This window comes from Aggregatibacter sp. HK296 (genome assembly GCF_980469475.1).
Window position 1 is genome coordinate 556,693 of sequence record NZ_OZ413142.1, and the last position, 19,922, is coordinate 576,614.

At 42.7% G+C, this 19,922-nt stretch carries 19 protein-coding genes and 2 tRNA genes; 10 read left to right on the forward strand and 11 right to left on the reverse strand.

Annotated features, from left to right (window positions below):
* Window positions 1–9 precede the first annotated feature (9 nt).
* Complete coding sequence (locus AC30SH_RS02780; RefSeq protein WP_048749849.1) at window positions 10–1,053, reverse strand: ABC transporter substrate-binding protein; 1,044 nt, start codon at window positions 1,051–1,053, stop codon at window positions 10–12.
* Window positions 1,054–1,208: 155 nt separating this feature from the next.
* Window positions 1,209–2,249 (reverse strand): ABC transporter substrate-binding protein, encoded by a 1,041-nt coding sequence (locus AC30SH_RS02785; protein WP_212509827.1) that lies wholly within the window; start codon window positions 2,247–2,249, stop codon window positions 1,209–1,211.
* Window positions 2,250–2,513: 264 nt separating this feature from the next.
* On the opposite strand from AC30SH_RS02785, the gene udk reads away from it, so the two are divergent.
* Genes udk through AC30SH_RS02810 form a run of 5 tightly spaced genes read left to right on the forward strand, consistent with a single transcriptional unit; the run spans window position 2,514 to window position 7,996 of the window.
* A complete protein-coding gene (udk, locus tag AC30SH_RS02790; RefSeq protein WP_048749854.1) occupies window positions 2,514–3,164 on the forward strand; it encodes a uridine kinase in 651 nt (216 codons plus the stop codon).
* 9 nt (window positions 3,165–3,173) lie between these two features.
* On the forward strand, window positions 3,174–3,758 hold the full coding sequence (gene dcd, locus AC30SH_RS02795; RefSeq protein ID WP_212509826.1) for a dCTP deaminase: 585 nt from the start codon (window positions 3,174–3,176) through the stop codon (window positions 3,756–3,758).
* A complete protein-coding gene (locus tag AC30SH_RS02800; protein ID WP_212509825.1) occupies window positions 3,759–4,961 on the forward strand; it encodes an AsmA-like C-terminal region-containing protein in 1,203 nt (400 codons plus the stop codon). It abuts the gene before it with no gap.
* Between the two features lie 2 nt (window positions 4,962–4,963).
* Complete coding sequence (locus AC30SH_RS02805; RefSeq protein ID WP_212509824.1) at window positions 4,964–6,154, forward strand: sugar transporter; 1,191 nt, start codon at window positions 4,964–4,966, stop codon at window positions 6,152–6,154.
* Window positions 6,155–6,172: 18 nt separating this feature from the next.
* Entirely contained in the window at window positions 6,173–7,996 is a 1,824-nt protein-coding gene (locus AC30SH_RS02810) for a DUF4153 domain-containing protein (RefSeq protein WP_212509823.1), read from the forward strand.
* A 40-nt stretch (window positions 7,997–8,036) separates the two neighbouring features.
* Here AC30SH_RS02810 and der read toward each other — a convergent pair whose 3' ends face one another.
* The 4 genes from der to dnaQ form a co-directional block, all read right to left on the reverse strand.
* A complete protein-coding gene (gene der, locus AC30SH_RS02815) occupies window positions 8,037–9,578 on the reverse strand; it encodes a ribosome biogenesis GTPase Der (protein WP_212509822.1) in 1,542 nt (513 codons plus the stop codon).
* Window positions 9,579–9,781: 203 nt separating this feature from the next.
* Window positions 9,782–9,858 (reverse strand) — tRNA-Asp (locus AC30SH_RS02820).
* 19 nt (window positions 9,859–9,877) lie between these two features.
* Window positions 9,878–9,954, reverse strand: a tRNA-Asp gene (locus AC30SH_RS02825).
* Between the two features lie 93 nt (window positions 9,955–10,047).
* Window positions 10,048–10,809, reverse strand: a complete 762-nt coding sequence (gene dnaQ / locus AC30SH_RS02830; RefSeq protein ID WP_212509821.1) for a DNA polymerase III subunit epsilon — start codon at window positions 10,807–10,809, stop codon at window positions 10,048–10,050.
* Between the two features lie 67 nt (window positions 10,810–10,876).
* Between dnaQ and rnhA the strand changes: the two genes are divergently transcribed.
* Window positions 10,877–11,344 carry a ribonuclease HI gene (rnhA, locus tag AC30SH_RS02835; protein ID WP_048750227.1) on the forward strand — a complete coding sequence of 156 codons (468 nt, stop codon included), beginning with the start codon at window positions 10,877–10,879 and terminating at the stop codon, window positions 11,342–11,344.
* Window positions 11,345–11,411: 67 nt separating this feature from the next.
* On the opposite strand, the gene aroA is transcribed toward rnhA, so the two are convergent.
* From aroA to serC, 3 genes are all read right to left on the reverse strand, one after another.
* Window positions 11,412–12,740 (reverse strand): 3-phosphoshikimate 1-carboxyvinyltransferase, encoded by a 1,329-nt coding sequence (gene aroA / locus AC30SH_RS02840; RefSeq protein WP_212509820.1) that lies wholly within the window; start codon window positions 12,738–12,740, stop codon window positions 11,412–11,414.
* Window positions 12,741–12,750: 10 nt separating this feature from the next.
* A complete protein-coding gene (gene hisC, locus AC30SH_RS02845) occupies window positions 12,751–13,848 on the reverse strand; it encodes a histidinol-phosphate transaminase (protein WP_489582077.1) in 1,098 nt (365 codons plus the stop codon).
* A gap of 79 nt (window positions 13,849–13,927) precedes the next feature.
* Entirely contained in the window at window positions 13,928–15,010 is a 1,083-nt protein-coding gene (gene serC, locus AC30SH_RS02850) for a 3-phosphoserine/phosphohydroxythreonine transaminase (protein WP_489582078.1), read from the reverse strand.
* 197 nt (window positions 15,011–15,207) lie between these two features.
* On the opposite strand from serC, the gene AC30SH_RS02855 reads away from it, so the two are divergent.
* Window positions 15,208–15,543 (forward strand): DUF496 family protein, encoded by a 336-nt coding sequence (locus tag AC30SH_RS02855; protein ID WP_109859429.1) that lies wholly within the window; start codon window positions 15,208–15,210, stop codon window positions 15,541–15,543.
* A gap of 130 nt (window positions 15,544–15,673) precedes the next feature.
* On the opposite strand, the gene AC30SH_RS02860 is transcribed toward AC30SH_RS02855, so the two are convergent.
* Both AC30SH_RS02860 and AC30SH_RS02865 read right to left on the reverse strand, forming a co-directional pair.
* On the reverse strand, window positions 15,674–16,888 hold the full coding sequence (locus AC30SH_RS02860) for an aromatic amino acid transporter (RefSeq protein ID WP_489582079.1): 1,215 nt from the start codon (window positions 16,886–16,888) through the stop codon (window positions 15,674–15,676).
* A gap of 412 nt (window positions 16,889–17,300) precedes the next feature.
* Window positions 17,301–17,564 carry a GrxA family glutaredoxin gene (locus AC30SH_RS02865; protein WP_048750232.1) on the reverse strand — a complete coding sequence of 88 codons (264 nt, stop codon included), beginning with the start codon at window positions 17,562–17,564 and terminating at the stop codon, window positions 17,301–17,303.
* A 135-nt stretch (window positions 17,565–17,699) separates the two neighbouring features.
* Between AC30SH_RS02865 and nfsA the strand changes: the two genes are divergently transcribed.
* From nfsA to ycfP, 3 genes are read left to right on the forward strand one after another with little or no spacing between them, the layout of a single operon-like run.
* Window positions 17,700–18,434 carry an oxygen-insensitive NADPH nitroreductase gene (gene nfsA, locus AC30SH_RS02870; RefSeq protein WP_489582080.1) on the forward strand — a complete coding sequence of 245 codons (735 nt, stop codon included), beginning with the start codon at window positions 17,700–17,702 and terminating at the stop codon, window positions 18,432–18,434.
* Between the two features lie 6 nt (window positions 18,435–18,440).
* Window positions 18,441–19,358 carry an ATP-grasp domain-containing protein gene (locus AC30SH_RS02875; protein ID WP_489582081.1) on the forward strand — a complete coding sequence of 306 codons (918 nt, stop codon included), beginning with the start codon at window positions 18,441–18,443 and terminating at the stop codon, window positions 19,356–19,358.
* The gene (gene ycfP, locus AC30SH_RS02880) at window positions 19,355–19,894 is read left to right on the forward strand and encodes an alpha/beta hydrolase YcfP (protein WP_489582082.1); all 540 of its coding nucleotides are present in this window, start codon (window positions 19,355–19,357) and stop codon (window positions 19,892–19,894) included. The genes AC30SH_RS02875 and ycfP overlap by 4 nt, the downstream gene beginning before the upstream one ends.
* Window positions 19,895–19,922 lie beyond the last annotated feature (28 nt).

Below are 19,922 nucleotides of genomic sequence, written 5' to 3' on the forward strand. Positions count from 1 at the left end.
GGTTATAAATTATTTATTTAATTTGACTTCACGTACCCAACGATCAATTAAACCACTGCGAATATCAGAAGATCCAAATTTATCAAAATCATATTTAATTAAATTTAGCTCATTTGATTTTAATGCGTAAGGAGAACCTTTAGCATGAACATTAGTTAAGATATGGTGAGATTGCCCTTTTTCCCAAGATAGTTCTTGAGACTCTTTGGACATTGCCCAATCGACAAATAATTGAGCATTTTTTAAATTTCTAGCATTCTTGATAATACTTACTCCACCTAATTCATAACCTGTTCCTTCACAAGGAACAATGACCTCAATTGGTGCTCCATTTTGTTTTTCAAAAGAATAGTTTTGTAGGAAACCAATACCGATAGTTGTCTCTCCTCGTGCTAAATTATGTGCTGGTGCAGTCCCCGCTTTAGGGTATTGTGAAATGTTTTTATCAAGCTCTTTTAGATATTTAAAAGCCTCATCTTCTCCCCAAAGTTGTACAAAAGTGGCTATTGCAGTATAGGCAGTACCGGCACTTTGTGGATCTGAAATTTGGATTTCATTTTTGAATTTTGGATCTAATAAATCTTTCCAGCATTTTGGGGTTTCAGTAATACCTAGCTTTTTCAATTTTTCGGTGTTTACACCAAAACCTAACACTCCCATATAAACAACAGAACTGTAGTTACCTTTACGGCGACCAGGATCTTTAAATTCTGGCATAACTTCATTGAGCATTGGTGATTGATATGCAGTTAATAAATCCATTTCGGCAGCTTGTGAATGAGTATCAAACGTTCCACCGTACCATACATCTGCTTGTGGATTGTTTGTTTCAGCTTTCATTTTTGCTAAGGTGCTTCCAGAGCTGTTACGGACAAATGTTGTATTAACGTCATATTTTTTAGAAAAAGCTTGGACTTGAGTTTCACAGACTGAATTTTGTGCGCTGCAGTACACAACTAATCGCCCTTCTGCAACTGCTTGACTAGAAAAGAATACGCTACTGAATAAAGTTGCTGATGTGGATACGGCTAACGCAATTTTTGAGAGTTTCATTTCAACACTCCTGTGTTTTTGATGTCGAGGTAACGCACTTTTGTTGATGTGCGTTCTGATGATAGTGATAGGCTCGCGTCGTAAGGACACGAGCCATCAATATAAGAAAAGTGCGGTGAGAAAAATACAAGAATTTTCGACCGCACTTTAGCGTGTTATTTCGCTAATTTAACGTCTTGAACCCATTTTTCAATTAAGGCTTTGCGTTGTTCGGCAGCGCCGTATTTTTCAAAGTCATAATTGATAAGGTTCAATTTGTTTGGATCGAATGCCGTTGGAGATTGCTCTGCCGTTGTGTTGGTTAAGATTTGTAAGGATTCACCTTGTTTCCATGCCAATTCTTGACCTTCTTTAGATAACGCCCAATCCACGAATAATTTTGCGTTGTCGATATTACGTGCGCCTTTTAAGATGCTCACGCCGCCTAACTCATAGCCGGTGCCTTCACATGGCACCACGAGTTCCAATGGCGCACCATTGCGTTTTTCAAGGGCGTAATCGTGTAAGAAACCGATACCGACAACCGCTTCACCGCGGGCGGCATTACGGGATGGGGTGACACCGGATTTGGTGTATTGGGAAACATTCGGATGTAAAGCTTTTAAGAAATCAAAGGCTTTGTCTTCGCCCCAAAGTTGTACGAACGTGGCAAGCGCAGTATAGGCTGTACCGGCACTTTGTGGGTCAGCAATTTGTACTTCGCCTTTCAAACGTGGATCCGTTAAGTCTTTCCAGCATTTTGGCACTTCTTTGATGCCTAATTTTTCAAGACGTTCTGTGTTCACGCCGAAACCTAAAATCCCCATGTAAATGGCGGATACGTAGTTGCCTTTAGTTTTTGCTGGATCACGGAAACGTTCTACGATTTGATCAATGTGTTTAGATTTGTAAGGTTCGATTAAACCCAATTCAGCGGCTTGCGCTTGTGGGTCGAATGTACCGCCGAACCACACGTCTGCTTGCGGGTTATTTTTTTCTGCTTCTACTTTGGCAAAGGTACTGCCTGAGCCGTTACGAATAAAGGAGGTTTTAACATCATATTTTTCACCGAAGGCTTTCGTAGTGGTTTCGCATAAAATGTTCGTCGCACTACAATACACGACTAAACGTCCTTGTGCCGTTGCGGCTTGTGATACGAATAACCCACTGGCCAAAAGTGCGGTTGAAATTGCAAGAGAAAGTGATTTTAGTTTCATGTTGTACCTCTTTATTGTTCATAAAATGAAAATGTAATATGAAATGCGCTCAAGCAAGTGCTTTCAAGGTTTGCATGTTACATAAAATACCCCTTAATTAATGTGAGAAGTCTCACAAAACGAAGAATTTTATGAGCGAATATGTTGCGTAAAAAATTAATTGTAGAAAAATTGTTTGTAAATGGATCTATTTATGTCAAAAAAAGGCTTTTTTCTTTATAATTTCGCCAATTTATTTACCTTAATGAGAGAAAGGGAAACGGTATGTCAGATCATCAAATATCATCTTGTATTATTATCGCCATTGCAGGCGCTTCGGCTTCAGGAAAAAGTTCTATTGCCTCTACGGTGCACAAAGAGCTTTGTCATGAATTAGGCTGTGAAGAAATCGGTATTATTGCAGAAGATAGTTATTACAAAGATCAAAGCCACTTAGAGATGTCTGAACGGGTTAAAACGAATTATGACCACCCAAATTCTATGGACCGTGATTTGCTCATTACCCATTTGAAAGCCTTAAAAGCCGGCAACGCCGTTGATATTCCCGTGTATAGTTATGTGGAGCATACCCGAACCGATGAAGTGACCCATTTCACGCCAAAACGTATTGTGATTTTAGAGGGGATTTTATTACTCACAGACGAGCGTGTACGCCAGTTGGCAGATATTTCCGTGTTTGTGGATACGCCGTTAGATATTTGCTTTATTCGTCGTTTACAGCGTGATATGGAAGAACGTGGTCGCACCTTGCAATCCGTCATTGATCAATATCGTGCTACTGTTCGTCCGATGTTCTTGCAATTTATCGAACCCTCTAAACAACACGCTGACATTGTGATCCCTCGCGGTGGTAAAAACCGTATTGCTATCAATATGTTAAAAGCGCAAATTATGCAATTATTAAGCCAAAAATAGGAGCCTGGCATGAGATTATGTGATACTGACATTGAACGTTATCTGGATGAAGGCTTGATTTCTCTGAGTCCGCGCCCGTCTAACGATAAAATTAACGGGGCGACCATTGATGTTCGCTTGGGGAATTCTTTTCGCGTGTTTCGTGAGCATTCCGCACCTTACATTGATTTAAGCGGCCCGAAAGAAGAAGTGTCCGCACAGTTGGAATTGGTCATGAGCGATGAAATTATTATTGCTGATGATGAAGCCTTCTTTTTGCACCCAGGCATGCTTGCATTGGCGACAACCTTGGAGTCTGTGAAATTACCGGCCAACATTATCGGTTGGTTGGACGGACGTTCTTCTTTAGCGCGTTTGGGTTTAATGGTGCATGTGACGGCACACCGTATCGATCCAGGTTGGGAAGGCAAAATTGTGTTGGAGTTTTATAATTCCGGTAAATTGCCGTTGGCGTTGCGTCCGAATATGGTAATTGGCGCTTTGAGTTTTGAAGTGTTAAGTGGCGCGGCGGCACGTCCGTATAACAGCCGCAAAGACGCTAAATACAAAAATCAACAAAACGCGGTTGCCAGTCGCATCGATGAGGATAAATAAATGAAAAAGATCGCCTTGATGACATTGGTCGTGTTGTTGGCGATCTTGGCTTTTTTTTATGTTCAACTTAACAAACTCGAAAGCGCGGTGACAGCCAAATTGGCACAATATGAAACTGCATTTCACGCGTTTAATCTAGGTATTCTCCCGCAACCTTATATTTCCTTCGATAAAGTCCGGCATAACCGAATCAGTATTGAAAAACTGACAGGCAAGTTCCCCTTATCGGTACTGTTGTTCGGTGATGTCAAATTGCAGGAAATCGACATTCAAAATCTCAAACTCTCTGAAAATGCACAAAACGCGGCAACTATTCAAATGCGTTTTTCTGATTTTTCCTTGGATAATATTACTACCGACAACATTGCATTGAGTGGCGATAGTCAAATTGCGGTGGAATTAGCAAAACCACTGTACGGCAACAATCGCATTTTTAATTTTCATTTTATGAAAGGCGGTATTCAGCGCAGTGATGAGAGAAAGCTTGTCGCCTATTTTGATCATGTTGTTTTAAATGAAGAAAAGGTAGGCTTTGTTAAAACGACATTGGATTTATCCCAATACACCAAACATCTCACTGCAGATATTGATTCTTATTGTACGGCGCATTCACCTTGCCTCGCGCACGTGGATTATGTGAGCGAGCTGGAACAAAGTGCGGTCGCTTTTTCCGCTAAAAATTACCCTATCGAACGTCTATTAACTTGGCTTGCTTTCCCCAAAACCATGACGGGGTCCGCTGATGTGGAAATTGCCGTGCAATTTGCCCATTCTCAAATTATTAACGGCGAATTCTTTTTCGATGCCCAAAACGGCGAATTATTAGGTTTGAATCTGCTAGACTTGGCAGGACGGTATTTGCCGATCAATTGGAATGATTCGGAACTGAAAGATAAAACTGACTTAAACACCAAATATGACCATGTCGCCAGTCTTTTCAAACTTAATGGGCATCAACTGGACATTGAAAAAATATCGTTAAAAACCACCGCACTTTTAGGTGAAGGTTCGGGCATTGTGGATTTACAATCTATGCAATGTAACGTTGATTTAAATCTGCAGCCGACCGATAAAAAGTATGCGGAGTTCGTTTTGCCAATTCGCTTTTTTGATAGCTGCTATTCACCACAATATGAAGTGCGATTTGACAAAGACTTGCGCAATCAAATTAAACATCTGATTAAACGTAAATTAGGACAGTAATAATGGCGACTTTAGAAATCGTTCGGCGTCTGAAATTTTTTCGTGTCATTTTGCTGGCATTTGCTGGATTTGTCTTTAATACCACAGAGTTCTTGCCGGTCGCTTTATTGTCAGATATTGCCAACAGTTTTCACATTCCGGTGGAACAAGCCGGCTTGATGATCACGCTCTATGCTTGGATTGTGTCGCTCATGTCGTTGCCTTTTATGCTCATGACAGCAAAACTGGAGCGACGCAGTTTACTCATTAAATTATTGATTGTTTTTGTAGCAAGCCATGTGCTTTCTGTGTTGGCGTGGGACTTTTGGGTATTACTGCTTTCTCGCATCGGTATTGCTTTTACGCATGCGATCTTTTGGTCCATCACTACCTCACTTGCTGTTCGCGTTGCGCCAAAAGATAAAAAAGCGCAGGCTATAGGGTTATTGGCGATTGGCAGTGCTTTGGCGATGGTGCTTGGGTTGCCCCTTGGGCGGGTTATCGGGCAATATTTCGGCTGGCGCGAGGCGTTTGCCATTATTGCCGTGTTAGCGTTTACGATTTTAATTTTGTTTTATCGTTTCTTACCACATTTGGAAAGTCGTAATGCCGGCTCGTTGCGCAGTCTTCCGTTACTGATCAAACGCCCTTTATTACTTGGGCTTTATGCTTTAACCATATTGATTATTTCAGCACACTTCACGGCGTATAGTTATATAGAGCCTTTTATGGTGCGTATCGGTGAAATGAGCGATGCTGCCGCTACGGCGATTCTCTTGATTTTCGGGTTATCGGGCATTATAGCCAGTTTGCTGTTTAATCGCTTTTATCAACGTTCGCCTACCGTTTTTTTATTGGCTTCTATGGGCATTTTAATGCTTTCTCTTGTCTTATTGTTGCCGCTAAGCGAGAACCAATTTTCGATGTTTTTACTCGCATTTATTTGGGGGATTGGTATTTCGGGCATCGGTTTAAGTTTACAAGTGCGCGTGTTACAACTGGCATCCGATGCAACTGATGTGGCCATGGCCATTTATTCGGGGCTATATAACATTGGTATAGGAGGAGGTGCGTTGTTTGGAAATCAAGTGATGCAACATCTTGGTTTAGCCAATATCGGTTTTTCCGGGGCGGCCTTTGCAGCTATGGGGTTACTGCTGTTTATTTATATTCATTTTCGCTATGGAAAAGCCAATAGCGGAAATAATCTCTAATAAAAAGAAGGAAATTTTATGAAAAAATGGCTCTTGCAATTTGTTCAACTTGCGAAGCAGGCTTTGATTCGACACCCGGTTGAGCTTTTATTGGTGGCAATTTGTGGTGCAATCCCGATTTTTGCCCCTGAACCCAAGGCGATGATGGAGCGTTATGCCGACTTTTTGCTATGGGCGCCAATGGCGTTTATGTTGGTTAATTTGACCCATGGAAATAAATATTATCGTTTGAGTATTTTTATTCCTATCGCGTTTGGAGTGTTGGCGACATTGGTTGATCTTAACGATTTCACACAAAGTGCGCGTTTCGGTATTTTAAACCTTGCCGTATTAGTAATTTTCTTGTGTAAAAACGTGGCAAAAAACAACCGCACTTTTATGAGCATCTTGCTCAATAATATGCTCAATGCTGTGATTGCCACATTGTTTGCGCTGATCATCGGTGGAATAGGCAACGGATTGGCAGCAGCCATTCAAGCATTATTCCATGTGGATATGTATGCCTTGTCGATGTATTCTCGGATTTGGTTAGTGACGTGGTGGTGGATTTTCCCACTGGCATATTTAAGTTTGTCGCAACGAGAAAATCTCTTTAGCGGGCGTTTTAATGAATTAAGCAAGATTCTGCTAAACTGGATTTTATCCCCTGCGTTGGTGATTTATACTCTGATTATTTACGCTTATGCAGTGTCGATTTTGATCCAAGGTAAAATGCCGGAAGGCATGATCGCCAATGTGGCATTTCCTTATTTGATGTTTGGCATTGTGCTTTATACCTTGCAAATCCTGTTGGATAACGAAAAATGGCAGAAGTTTTATCGTCTGTTGCCGTGGCTCAATTTATTGCCGTTGGTGATGTTGTGGTATGCCATGTCTATTCGCATTCAGTATTATGGCTTGACCCAAGATCGCGTGTATTTACTCATGGGGGCTGTGGTTCTTGCATTATGGAACTTCATTTTGCTCGTGCCGAAAATTAGACAATATCGTCTTCTTGCCGGCGTGCTGTTGCTAGCGTTATTAAGTAATGCTTTTGTGATTGACGCAAACCAAATCGCTTACGAAGATCAATTGGCTCGTTTTGATAATTTTGTAAAAACTCAACAATTATTAGATAGCAATGGCAAATTAACTGAAGAGCACATTAAACAATGGACAGCGACTCGAGGAAATGATGCTAAATTGTCTGATGAATTTCGCAATAGAACTTATGCAGTGTTGTTACGAGCAGATGAACAATGGGTTGAGGAATTCAAACAACATTATGGTATTCCGAAAGAAAAATCGCTTTATGAATGGTTGCCTGAATCGAATGGTTATCAAGAGGAATTAGTGTCTTATTTTGAGATTGAAAATAAACAAGAGCAGTTTATGGACATTCAGAATTACAACCGTTTCCTGTGGCTTAACGGTGAAGTAGCAGATCGTCGATTTACCATTAGTGAGCTTAATTCAAAAGAAGATGATTGTCAGATTGGATTGGAAGCGGTTTTAGATTCGCACGGCAAATTAAATGGTGCTTATGTCAAATGCGGAGATTTCTTGCGCAACAATAACCCGCCGGATTTTTTGTTAAAAATACAACGAAAAGAGGGTGGAGAATACGTTACATGGAATCTTGATGCCTATTTGCGTGATTTGTTTGCCCGACACAATTTGGATATTCACAAAAAATACACTAAAAATGAGTTGGCCATCTTAACAAAAGACGCTAAACCTTATGTAGTACTAGGTGACGTAGTGGTCTTTTTTGATTATTTAACTATTGAATATGACGAAAGAGGTGACTACAAAGGTTATGCCGCACAACGGCTATCCATTAACGGCGTATTCTATAAATAGAAGATAAAAAAGTGCGGTGATTTTTCACCGCACTTTTTGTTTATCGTTTTGCTTTCTTAATAAACTTCATCAAACGTTTACGTTTACGTAATTGGTTCGGCGTGAGTTTATTGCGTCTGCCGGCAAACGGATTGTTGCCTTCTTGGAATTGCAGACGAATCGGCGAGCCGATAATTTTCAAGCTACGACGGAAATGGTTGGATAAATAACGCTTGTAGGAATCCGGCAGTTTATCCACTTGGTTGCCGTGAATCACGATAATCGGCGGGTTGTAACCACCCGGGTGGGCATATTTCAATTTCACCCGACGACCGCCAATCATCGGCGGTTGATGCTCATCCACCGCAATTTGCAGAATGCGGGTAAGCATGGATGTGGTCATTTTCTGCGTCGCACATTCGTAGGCTTCTTTGACCGAATCAAATAAATTACCAACACCGCTGCCGTGTAAGGCTGAAATAAAGTGCACGCGGGCAAAATCAATAAAATCTAAACGACGATCGAGTTCGGATTTCACGCGATCTTTGACATCGGTGTCTAATCCATCCCATTTGTTCACCACAATTACCAGAGAACGGCCGGCATTTAAAATAAAGCCGAGGAGGGACAAGTCTTGGTCGGAGATGTTCTCACGGGCGTCAATAACCAATAGCACTACGTTGGCGTCTTGAATGGCTTGTAATGTTTTGATTACAGAGAATTTTTCTACCGCTAAATGCACTTTACCGCGTTTACGCACACCGGCTGTGTCGATTAACGTGTAATTTTGGCCATCACGCTCCATTGGGATGTAAATACTGTCGCGGGTGGTGCCTGGCATATCGTAAACCACCACGCGATCTTCACCTAAAATGCGGTTAGTCAAAGTGGATTTGCCTACATTCGGGCGACCTACAATGGCGATTTTAATGTTTTGTTTATCCGGTGTTTGTTCTTGCGCCAGTTCTTCATCTAAAAGTGCGGTGTCTTCTTCGTTTGAAAAATCGAAATCTTCATCCCATTCGTCAAATTCAGTCGTTTCAGAAGAAACATCCGTGGTTTCGACCGAACTTTCTTCTGTTTTTTCTGCGTCTTCTGCCATTTTTTCTGCTAATGGGGTAAGCACTTGCTCCATTAAGCTCGCGATACCACGGCCTTGAGAGGCGGCAATTTGCGCAATTTCACCTAAGCCTAATTGATAGAACTCTGCGCAGTGGGAATCAGCATCAATGCCGTCCACTTTGTTGGCAACCACCACGGTGGTTTTGTTTTGGCGTTGGCGCAAATAGTTTGCAATGCCGATATCTGCTGACGTTAAGCCGGCACGGGCATCCACTAAGAATAAAACGATGTCTGCTTCTTCAATGGCAAGCAACGATTGCTCCGCCATTTTTTCTTCTACGCCTTCTTCCGTGCCGTCGATACCGCCGGTGTCAATGACGATGAAATCGTGTCCGGCAAGATGCGCTTGGCCATATTTACGGTCGCGCGTCAGACCGGGAAAATCAGCGACTAATGCATCACGGGTGCGGGTGAGACGATTGAATAGGGTTGATTTGCCCACATTTGGGCGACCCACCAAGGCAACTACGGGAGTTGTCATAAAAACCTCTTATAAATGAATGTGCCATGGGATCATTGATATCGGCACTTGAAAAATGACCGGCATTATAGCGGATTTTGCTCATGATGAGAAATGACACGGCTTTTGCGGAGGTATTTATTTTTAAAAGTGTCTTGAAAAATTCTACGGAAGAATGTGAATTCAAAGATAAATGCAGGTAAGAATGATTTTATTGATAAAATTGGCGGAACGGACGGGACTCGAACCCGCGACCCCCTGCGTGACAGGCAGGTATTCTAACCAGCTGAACTACCGCTCCGAATTAGAATAGATAAAATTGGCGGAATGGACGGGACTCGAACCCGCGACCCCCTGCGTGACAGGCAGGTATTCTAACCAGCTGAACTACCACTCCGCACAGGTGAGGTGCATAATAATGGCGACGGAGCATTCCGTCAACTTTTTTTTTCTCTTTGGGGCTCACTTGTTTAATCGGTGAACGATTTGTTTAGTGCAAGGTTTCTTCTTGAGATTGGCGCGTCCACAAGCAATTATCTTTGCTCTTTTTATTGATTAATTTGAGGTATTCCAAATGCGCCTGCAACTCGTCTTCAGTGGGGGTAAGTAAGCGTAAATTGTGTGAAAAAGCCACCGCACTTTGTATCTGCTGTTCGTTAACCTGTTGAATAATTTCTGATTCGTTTTCATCAAAAAGACTGGTTTGCCCGCCTGTCATGGCAAGGTAAACGTCTGCTAGAATTTCCGCATCCAGTAACGCGCCGTGCAGGGTTCGTTTACTGTTATCAATGCCTAAACGGTTACATAGTGCATCCAAGTTATTTTTCTTACCCGGATACATTTGACGCGCCATCGTGAGGGTATCGGTCACTTGGCAAATATCGTTGGTTTTTATCGGTAAATTGAGTTTGGCAAATTCATAATCCATGAACCCTACGTCGAAGGGCGCGTTGTGAATCAACAACTCAGCACCTTTAATATACTCAATAAATTCATTGGCAATTTGACTGAAATCCGGTTTATCCGCAAGCATTTCATCGGTGATGCCGTGTACTTTAATCGCTTCAGGATCAACGGGACGATTTGGCTTGATGTAAATATGAAAATTATTACCGGTGTAACGACGATTGATCATTTCCACCGCGCCGATTTCAATAATGCAATGGCCTTCATAGTGGGCGCCTAACTGGTTCATACCGGTGGTTTCCGTATCCAGTACAATCTGGCGATTCGGGTTAATTTGAATACTCATAACTTGACTTTTTATCCGCAAAAATTTCGGGTATTATCGCCCCATTTAAAATAAATTAGTAGTCAATATGCGCAAACAAATTGAAATTTTCACCGATGGATCTTGCCTTGGCAATCCTGGCCCGGGCGGCATTGGCATTCTGTTACGTTACAAACAACATGAAAAACAACTGTCCAAAGGTTTCTTGTTAACCACCAATAACCGCATGGAATTATTGGCCGTGGTGGAAGCGTTAAATAGTTTGAAAGAACCTTGCGACATTCATTTATACAGTGATAGTCAATACATGAAAAACGGCATCACACAATGGATTTTCAACTGGAAGAAAAACAATTGGAAGGCGAGTAGTGGCAAACCGGTCAAAAATCAAGATTTATGGATTGCGTTAGATCAGGCTATTGCTCGCCACAATGTGGATTGGCGCTGGGTAAAAGGGCACGCGGGACATCGTGAAAATGAAATTTGTGATCAACTGGCAAAACAAGGCGCCGAAAATCCGACATTGAATGATGAGGGCTATCAGCCGGAAACGTAAATCTTCTTAAAAACAGACCGCACTTTATACGATAAAATATAAAGTGCGGTTTGTTTTTTCTGTGTTTTTAATTATTGTCGTTGGACGTATGTGCGATAGCTAAAAATTCCTCAAAAAACGTTGGGAATGTTTTGGCTGTACAGTCCGGATCCAAAATGGTGACCGGCGTGTCAGATAACGCCACCAAGGCGAAACACATTGCCATGCGGTGATCGTTATAGGTTTCGATTTCTGCGGCCTTAAAATCTGTTAATTTTAAGGGTTGAATACGAATAAAATCTTCGCCTTCTTCCACGTCAGCACCCACTTTGCGTAGTTCGGTTGCCATGGCGGTTAAGCGATCCGTTTCTTTCACCCGCCAGTTGTAAATGTTACGAATCACGGTTTCCCCGTCGGCAAACAACGCAGTCGTGGCAATGGTCATGGCCGCATCAGGAATATGGTTCATGTCCATATCCACACCGTGTAACAGAGCTTGTTCTGCTTCAATGAAATCCTCGCCCCAGGTGATTTTTGCCCCCATTTTTTCTAACACATCAGCAAATAAACGGTCGCCTTGAATACTGTTTTTGCCGATGCCTGTGACTTTCACTTTGCCTTTAATGGCACCTGCCGCCAAGAAATAGGACGCAGAGGAGGCATCGCCTTCTACCAAGAAAGTACCGGGTGATAGATAAGATTGTTTGCCTTTCACGATAAAGCGTTGATAGTTTTGGTTTTCAACTGCCACACCGAAGATTTTCATCATGTTAAGGGTGATGTCGATGTACGGTTTGGAAACTAAATCACCAACAATTTCAATTTCACTGTCGCCTTCTGCAAGGGGAGCTGCCATTAAAAGTGCGGTTAAAAATTGCGATGAAATGGAGCCGTCGATTTTAATCGAGGCACCACGCAAACCGGTGTTACGAATGGCAATCGGTGGGAACCCCTCGTTTTCTAAATAACGAATGTCGGCACCAGCCTGTAACAGCGCGTCGACTAAGTGCTGAATCGGGCGCTCTTTCATGCGCGGCTCGCCGGTTAAAATCACTTCATTTTGTGCGGAAGCGCCTTCACGCGCCAAACAAAGTGCCGCTGCTAACGGGCGCATGGCGGTGCCGGCGTTACCTAAAAATAACGCTAAACCGTCATGCCATTGAAAGGCGCCACCTAAGCCCTGTACCTCGCAGACGGATTTATCGTCAGACAGCGAATATTGCACGCCGAGGTGTTTTAAGGCGTTGAGCATATGGCGGATATCATCGCTGTCTAATAAATTCGTGACGTTGGTCGTGCCTTGAGCCAACGCAGCCAATAATAAGGCACGGTTGGACAGACTTTTCGAGCCGGGTAGGTTGATCGTGCCTTCCACATGATGGATCGGCTTAAGCGTAATGGAAGTGGCGTGTTGCATAAATCGTCCGTTATAAGCCTAAAATATCACTAAGTGCGGTTAAAAAACGCTGATTTTCTTCCGGCAAGCCGATGCTGATACGCAAATGGTTTGGCAAACCGTATCCAGCTAGCGGGCGCACGATCACGCCTTTGCGTAACAGTGCTTGATAAATCGGTGCGGCAGGTTGCTGCAAATCCAACATTACAAAATTGCCTTTGGACGGCACATAACGTAAGCCTTTTTCATCAAAGAAGTTTTGCAATAATTGCAAGCCGATTCGATTATTTTCTGCCACTTTGGCGACAAATTCATCGTCTTGAATGGCTGCGGTGGCTGCGGCAAGGGCAAGACTGTTGCAGTTAAAGGGTTGGCGTACACGATTTAACAAGCCCGCAATTTCTGTCGAGGAAACGGCATAACCGATGCGTGAACCGGCTAATCCATAGGCTTTGGAAAGGGTGCGGCACACGATCAGGTTCGGATATTTTGCTAATAAACCGAAAGAATCCACCCGTTCGCTCTGCTCGGTAAATTCTACATAGGCTTCGTCCAATGCCACGATCACTTGCGGTGGCACTTGGGCCAAAAAGTCAGAAATTTCTACCGCACTTGAGAAGGTGCCTGTCGGGTTATTTGGGTTGGCGAGGTAAATTAATTTTGTTTTTGGCGTGATCGCTTTCAGAAAAGCAGGCAAATCGTTGCCATAATTTTTCGCCGGAATTTCTATCCGTTTGGCATTCAAGGCTTGACTAATTAATGGGTAAACAATGAAGCCATATTGGGAATAAATCACCTCGTCTTGTTCGGAAGCAAAGGTGTGCGCAATGAGTTCGATTAAATCATTAGAACCCTTACCAAGCGTGATTTGTTCAGGCTGTAAGCCGAATTTTTTGGCTACCGCTTGTTTGAAATAAAATCCGTTGGAGTCGGGGTAAAGATGAAGGTTGTCTAATTGTGCTTGGATAGCTTTTTTAGCACTGGGCGGTAAACCGAACGGATTTTCGTTGGATGCGAGTTTGATGATGTTTTTAATGCCTAATTCACGTTCTAATTCTTCAATAGGTTTGCCGGCTTGATAAGGTGAAAGCGCTTTTACACCTGCATTGGCACGATCAAGATATTGCATAAGATGCTCCGAGTAGTCATAAAGAAAAAGAAAGTGCGGTAGATTTTTGTGATGAATGTCGACCGCACTTTGAAGAGGATTAGGCGTTTTCTTTGGCAAATTTTTGCATAAATTGAATCAATGCTTGTACCCCTTCAATCGGCATGGCGTTATAAATGGACGCGCGCATACCGCCTAACACTTTGTGTCCTTTTAACGCTTGTAATCCAGCTGCGGTGGCTTCGGTGACGAATTTTGCATTCAGTTCATCATTGCCGGTCGTGAAGGTGATATTCATTAAAGAGCGGTTGGCTTTCGCCACGTTATTTTGGTAGAAATCGCTACTGTCTAAATAATCGTACAACAATTTGGCTTTTGCCTGATTGCGTTGTTCGATTTCCGGCAAACCACCGATAGACAATAAATGTTTGAACACTAAAGCACATAAATACCACGCGAACGTTGGTGGCGTATTGATCATGGAATCGCTGTTTTTCTGCGTTTCATAATTCCAAATCGATGGCGTGGTTTTACGGGCTTTGCCAATTAAATCATCACGCACGATAACAATGGTGATCCCTGCCGGGCCAAGGTTTTTTTGCGCGCCGGCGTAAATTAAGCCGAATTTGCTGATGTCTATTTTGCGGGAAAGAATGGTAGAGGATAAGTCGCCCACTAATACGGCGTTGCCGACGTTCGGTACATCAAAAATTTCCACGCCGCTGATCGTTTCGTTCGGGCAGTAGTGTACGTAATCGTATTGTTCTGCAATATCGCTAAAATCAAGAGATTTTACTTTGAGTTCATCGCCCGCTTCTAAAATGTTGATTTCATCAATTTCACCGAAAGAACGGGCTTCTTTTGCCGCAGTAGCAGACCAGTGACCACTGGTTAAATACAGAGCCTTGCCGTTTTCACGCAATAAATTCATTGGAATGGCAGCGAATTGACCGCGTGCGCCACCTTGTAGAAATAACACTTGGTAGTTTTTAGGAATGTTATAGAGTTTGCGAAAATCCGCTTGGGATTGGGCAATTAATTCCATGAACAATTTGCCGCGGTGGCTCACTTCCATGACGGAGGTGCCTTGGCCTTGCCAATTTAATAATTCTTGTTGTGCTTGTTCTAAAACTGCTTTAGGCATCATTGCCGGACCGGCACTGAAATTAAATACGTTTGCCATGGGATTTCCTCTGATTTAGTGAAAAATTGACTCCAGTTTTATCACCTCACCGTTTTCTAATCAATGATTTTTACGGAAATTTTTTGAATTTATCGGGAGGGGAAATAATCCCCTTTTAAAAAGGGGAATTTTTTGACGAAATCCACAAAAAAGGCTACATTATCGCCAATTTATTTTTACTATAAGGGAGCAAATCAATGGAAAACGTCAACAAGTCTTTTCAGGATGTTTTGGAGTATGTGCGTATGTATCGCTTAAAAAATAAACTATTGCGCGATATGGACGATAACAACCGTAAGATTCGCGATAATCAAAAACGGGTGTTGTTGCTAGAAAACTTAGATCAATATATTCGTGATGATATGTCGATTCGAGATGTACGTACTATTATTGAAAGCATGCGGGATGATTACGAAAATCGTGTTGACGACTACATTATTCGCAACGCTGAATTATCTAAACAACGCCGCGAAATCAGTAGCAAAATGAAAAATCAAATTAATCCTCCCTGTGAATTTTCTAAAAAATCGTAAACCTTACTATTTAATTGAAAGAAACGCTGACTAAGTTCAGCGTTTTTTGTGGGTTTTATCGAGAAAATAAGATAAAAATAGACCGCACTTTGAATCCCAAAATCAAAGTGCGGTCTTTTTTTAGGTGTTTTTAACCCACCACAAACGGCAGATAGCCGGCGCGGATGGCGAATGGGATGGACGTAATGACCACGCCAAGGAGTAAAACAATGAGTAGCGTGGCTTTACCGCCCCAGACTTTATACGACAAATTCGGGTGAATGCGGCGCGCTTTCCATACTAGCGAAACCGGAAGAACCACGGCGTAGAACGCAAACATTTGTCCGGCATAACCTAACGCTAAAATGAAACCTTGTGGGTAGAATAAGGCGAAGATGATTGGTGGGATGAACGTCATTAAACCCAAGGAAAAACGTCCTGCATTAATGTTAAAGGAACGTTTTAATAAGTCTTCAATACATTCTAATAAGCCAAGCCCCACGCCCAAGAATGAGGTGATTAATGCCAAGGTGGAGAAGATCTTCACGGCGTTTGCCATCATACTGCTTTGGGTGATGGTTAAGGTGGCGGTGACTAAGCCGTTCAACGTGGCATCTTGTTGCAAGATTTGCAAAAACTCATTTTGTGTGAGCAAACCGTGGGTGGAGAGTTGCCATAAAATGTAGGCGAACAAGGTGATACCGGAACCCACTAAAATGGATATACGCAAGGCTTTCACGTTGCCGCCAAGGTATTTGTTTAAGCTTGGAATAGATCCGTGGAAACCAAACGCGGTAAAAAATACCGGGCTGGCGGAAATGATCAGCGCATTATCAATCGGCATTGCCATCAAGTTGTCGAGTTTAATTTCCGGCAACATCAAACTTAACACCATCACGAACGTGGCAATCATCACAAAGAATAACACGCGGTTAATTTTATCTACGCTGTGCGTACCGATAATGATAAAAGCGCCGAAGAAAAGGGTGAAAATCAATACGGCGACTTTGCTGGTGGTATCACGATCAACGATGGTTGGTAGCGTATCGGTCAACAAAGAACCGCCGCCACTGATGTAGGCCGCAATGAGCGCGTATAAAAAGACAATTAATACGGCGGTGGAAACAATCCGTCCCGGGCGACCGAAATATTGCTCTGCCAGCGTGCCGATGCCGGCGTCACTTGGTGCGGTTTGGTAAAGTTCAACGAACAACAACGCACTAAAGGTTAAAAGCGTCCAAAGCCCAAGCAGAAGAAATAAGGTAGCGCCAAAGCCAATGCCGGCGGAGGTTAACGGCATGGCTAACATGCCTGCGCCAATCATGGTACCAGCTACGAGCAGCGTACTTCCCACTGTTTTATTCATAGATGTTCCTTGTTGTGTATCTAAAAATTGACATTAATTGTATTTTAAATTTTACACTATGTAAAATAAAGAATGTGATATGACTCACAAAATGTTAATTTTCCATGAAGTTTTAGAATGGCTTGTCTATGTTTTAGAACCTTGATTTGCTATTGAACCTTTGCCGTGATATGGATAAATGACTTTCAAAAGCTTGATGTATGACATATCAAAACAACATTATACTTTTGGTTGTTGTGTAATGAATTGTTTACGGTGTAATGGTGAAATCACGTTATTGGATTAAAATAGTGAGATGGTAGTTATTTGAAAAGACAGGAAAATACCCGTCATTAAGGATATTTCTAGGTTAAAGTGCGGTTAGAAAAACGAATGGATTTTTAACCGCACTTTTGGCTTTATAAAAGAAGTATCAAGCAATGTCGGGGAATTGCTCTTGCATTAAGGCTTCAAAATCGGTGCAACCGCCAATGGATTTGTCGTCAATTAATACCTGCGGCACGGTTTGTACCGGTTTGCCGATGATTTTCGCAATGTCTTCTTTTGTCATGCCCTGTTCGATGATGTCGATGTAACGATAATCAAAATTTTCCACGGCATTTTTTAGTTTTTCGGCTAAGTTTTTCGCACGTACGCAATACGGGCAACTTAAACGTCCATAAATAGTAACAAACATAATTTTTCCTTGTTGTGATGAATCAGTATGGCGATTCTACGACCTCTCTAAAAAAGAATAAAGGGGTTTTGGGGAGGGCGCGTAATTAGTGTAAGATAGGAACAAATTTGATGTTTGTTACAGTAAGGAATGTTTATGTCTGAGAAAAAAACCACTTCTTCGACGTTAGATTGTATTTTAGCTCACCGCTCCATTCGTCAATTTACTCATGAGCCAGTGTCTGACAAAGTGATTGAACAGCTTGTGAATGCTGCACGTTTTGCCTCTACGTCTAACCATTTGCAATGTGTTTCTATCGTGCGTATTACCGATCCGGCTATTCGTGAGCAAATGATGGCGTACAGCTCCAATCAGGAATATGTGAAATCCGCCCCGGAGTTTTGGGTGTTCTGCGTTGATTTCCATAAGCATAAACAAATTTGCCCAACAGCACAGTTGGATTATGCGGAAGTCTTGCTCATCGGTGCGGTGGATACCGGTATCATGTCGCAAAATGTCTTGTTGGCGGCAGAAAGTTTAGGGCTAGGCGGCGTGTATATCGGTTCTTTGCGTAATGAAATGGAAGCGGTCGGCAAGTTGTTAAATCTGCCGGAACATTGTTTACCGATGGTGGGCATGTGCTTGGGATATCCCGATCAGGATCCACCGACAAAACCACGTTTGCCGAAAGAAGCCTTGTTCTTTGAAAATGCTTATCAGCCGTTGGATACCACTAAACTTGACGAATATAACGCCACCGTTGCGGAATATTATCGTCAGCGTAGCAACATTGACATGGATTGGTCGCGTAATGTGATTAAGAGTTTGGATAAACCGATTCGGCCGAAAGTGTTGGCTTATTTGCAACAACAAGGTTTCATTAAAAAGTAATTTTGTATGAAGTTGTTAATGTTGTGTCGTGAGCCGCGTTTATATAGCTGTCAGCGGCTAAAACGTGCGGCGGAAGAAAACGGGCATCAAATGGATATTTTGGATCCGAATCGTTGCTTAATAAAACTCCGTAAAAATCCACCGCACTTTGCTTTGTATTACCAGGCAGATCCTGAAAATGAAGCACAATTATTACCGCAATATGATGCGGTCTTGCCTCGTTTTGGCACGACCAGTATGCTCATGGGCTGTCGCGTGTTGCACTATTTCCAAGCGTTAGGCATTCCTTGCTTGAACAGTGTAGAGGCTTTTCGTCATGCTCGAGATAAGTGGTTAAGCCTGCAGATGTTGTTACAACATGGCATTGCCGTGCCGGATTCTTTACTTGCCGGCATGGAAGTGGAGGCTAATCATGCGGTACAACAGATTGGCGCACCGACCATCTTGAAAACCTTAAGCGGTTCGCAAGGTATCGGTGTGATTTTGGCGGAGCGGGCACAAAGTGCGGTCAGTATTTTGGATACCTTAAAGCAATCGGATGTACCCGTGTTGTTGCAAGAATTTGTGGCGGAAGCCAACGGCACCGATTTACGCTGTTTCGTGATTGGCGGACGGGTGGTTGCCGCCATGCAACGTGTCGGGCAGAACGGCGAGTTTCGCGCAAATTGCCACCGTGGTGCCACTGCGGAAAAAGTGATACTGACCGAACAGGAAAAGCAAATCGCCTTAAACGCCACGAAAGCGTTAGGCTTGGATGTTGCCGGGGTAGATTTAATTCGTTCGGCAAATGGCCCGTTGGTGTTGGAAGTGAACGCCAGCCCGGGGCTTGAAATGATTGAGAAAACCAGCGGCATTAATATCGCCTTGCAAATGATTTTATATTTAGAGCAGAAAACCCGTAATCAAGTGGGAGTAATAAAATGATTATTTATTTACATGGTTTTGATTCCAGCAGCCCCGGTAATCATGAAAAAGTCATGCAGTTAAAATTTATTGATGACGACGTGCGTTTTATCAATTACAGCACCTTACACCCGCGTCATGACATGACTTTTTTGCTGAATGAGGTGCATAAACTGGTGTCTGAATCGAAAGACAAGAACCCGTTGATTTGCGGCGTTGGGTTGGGTGGCTACTGGGCGGAGCGTATTGGCTTCTTGTGCGGCATTAAACAGGCGATTTTCAACCCGAATTTATTCCCGCAAGAAAATATGACGGGCAAGATCGATCGTCCGGAAGAATACGAAGACATTTCTACTAAATGCGTGGAAAATTTCCGCATGAAGAATAAAGGTCGCTGTCTGGTTTTTTTATCCGTTGAAGACGGCGTGCTGGATTCCAAACGTAGTGCGGAGGTTTTATCCCCGTATTACGACATTGTGTGGGATGAAAAAGAAAGTCATAAATTCAAGCAAATTTCTCATCATTTACAGCAAATCAAAGCATTTAAAGAAGCGTAAGGTTTTGAGATAAAAAGAAGGGTAGCGT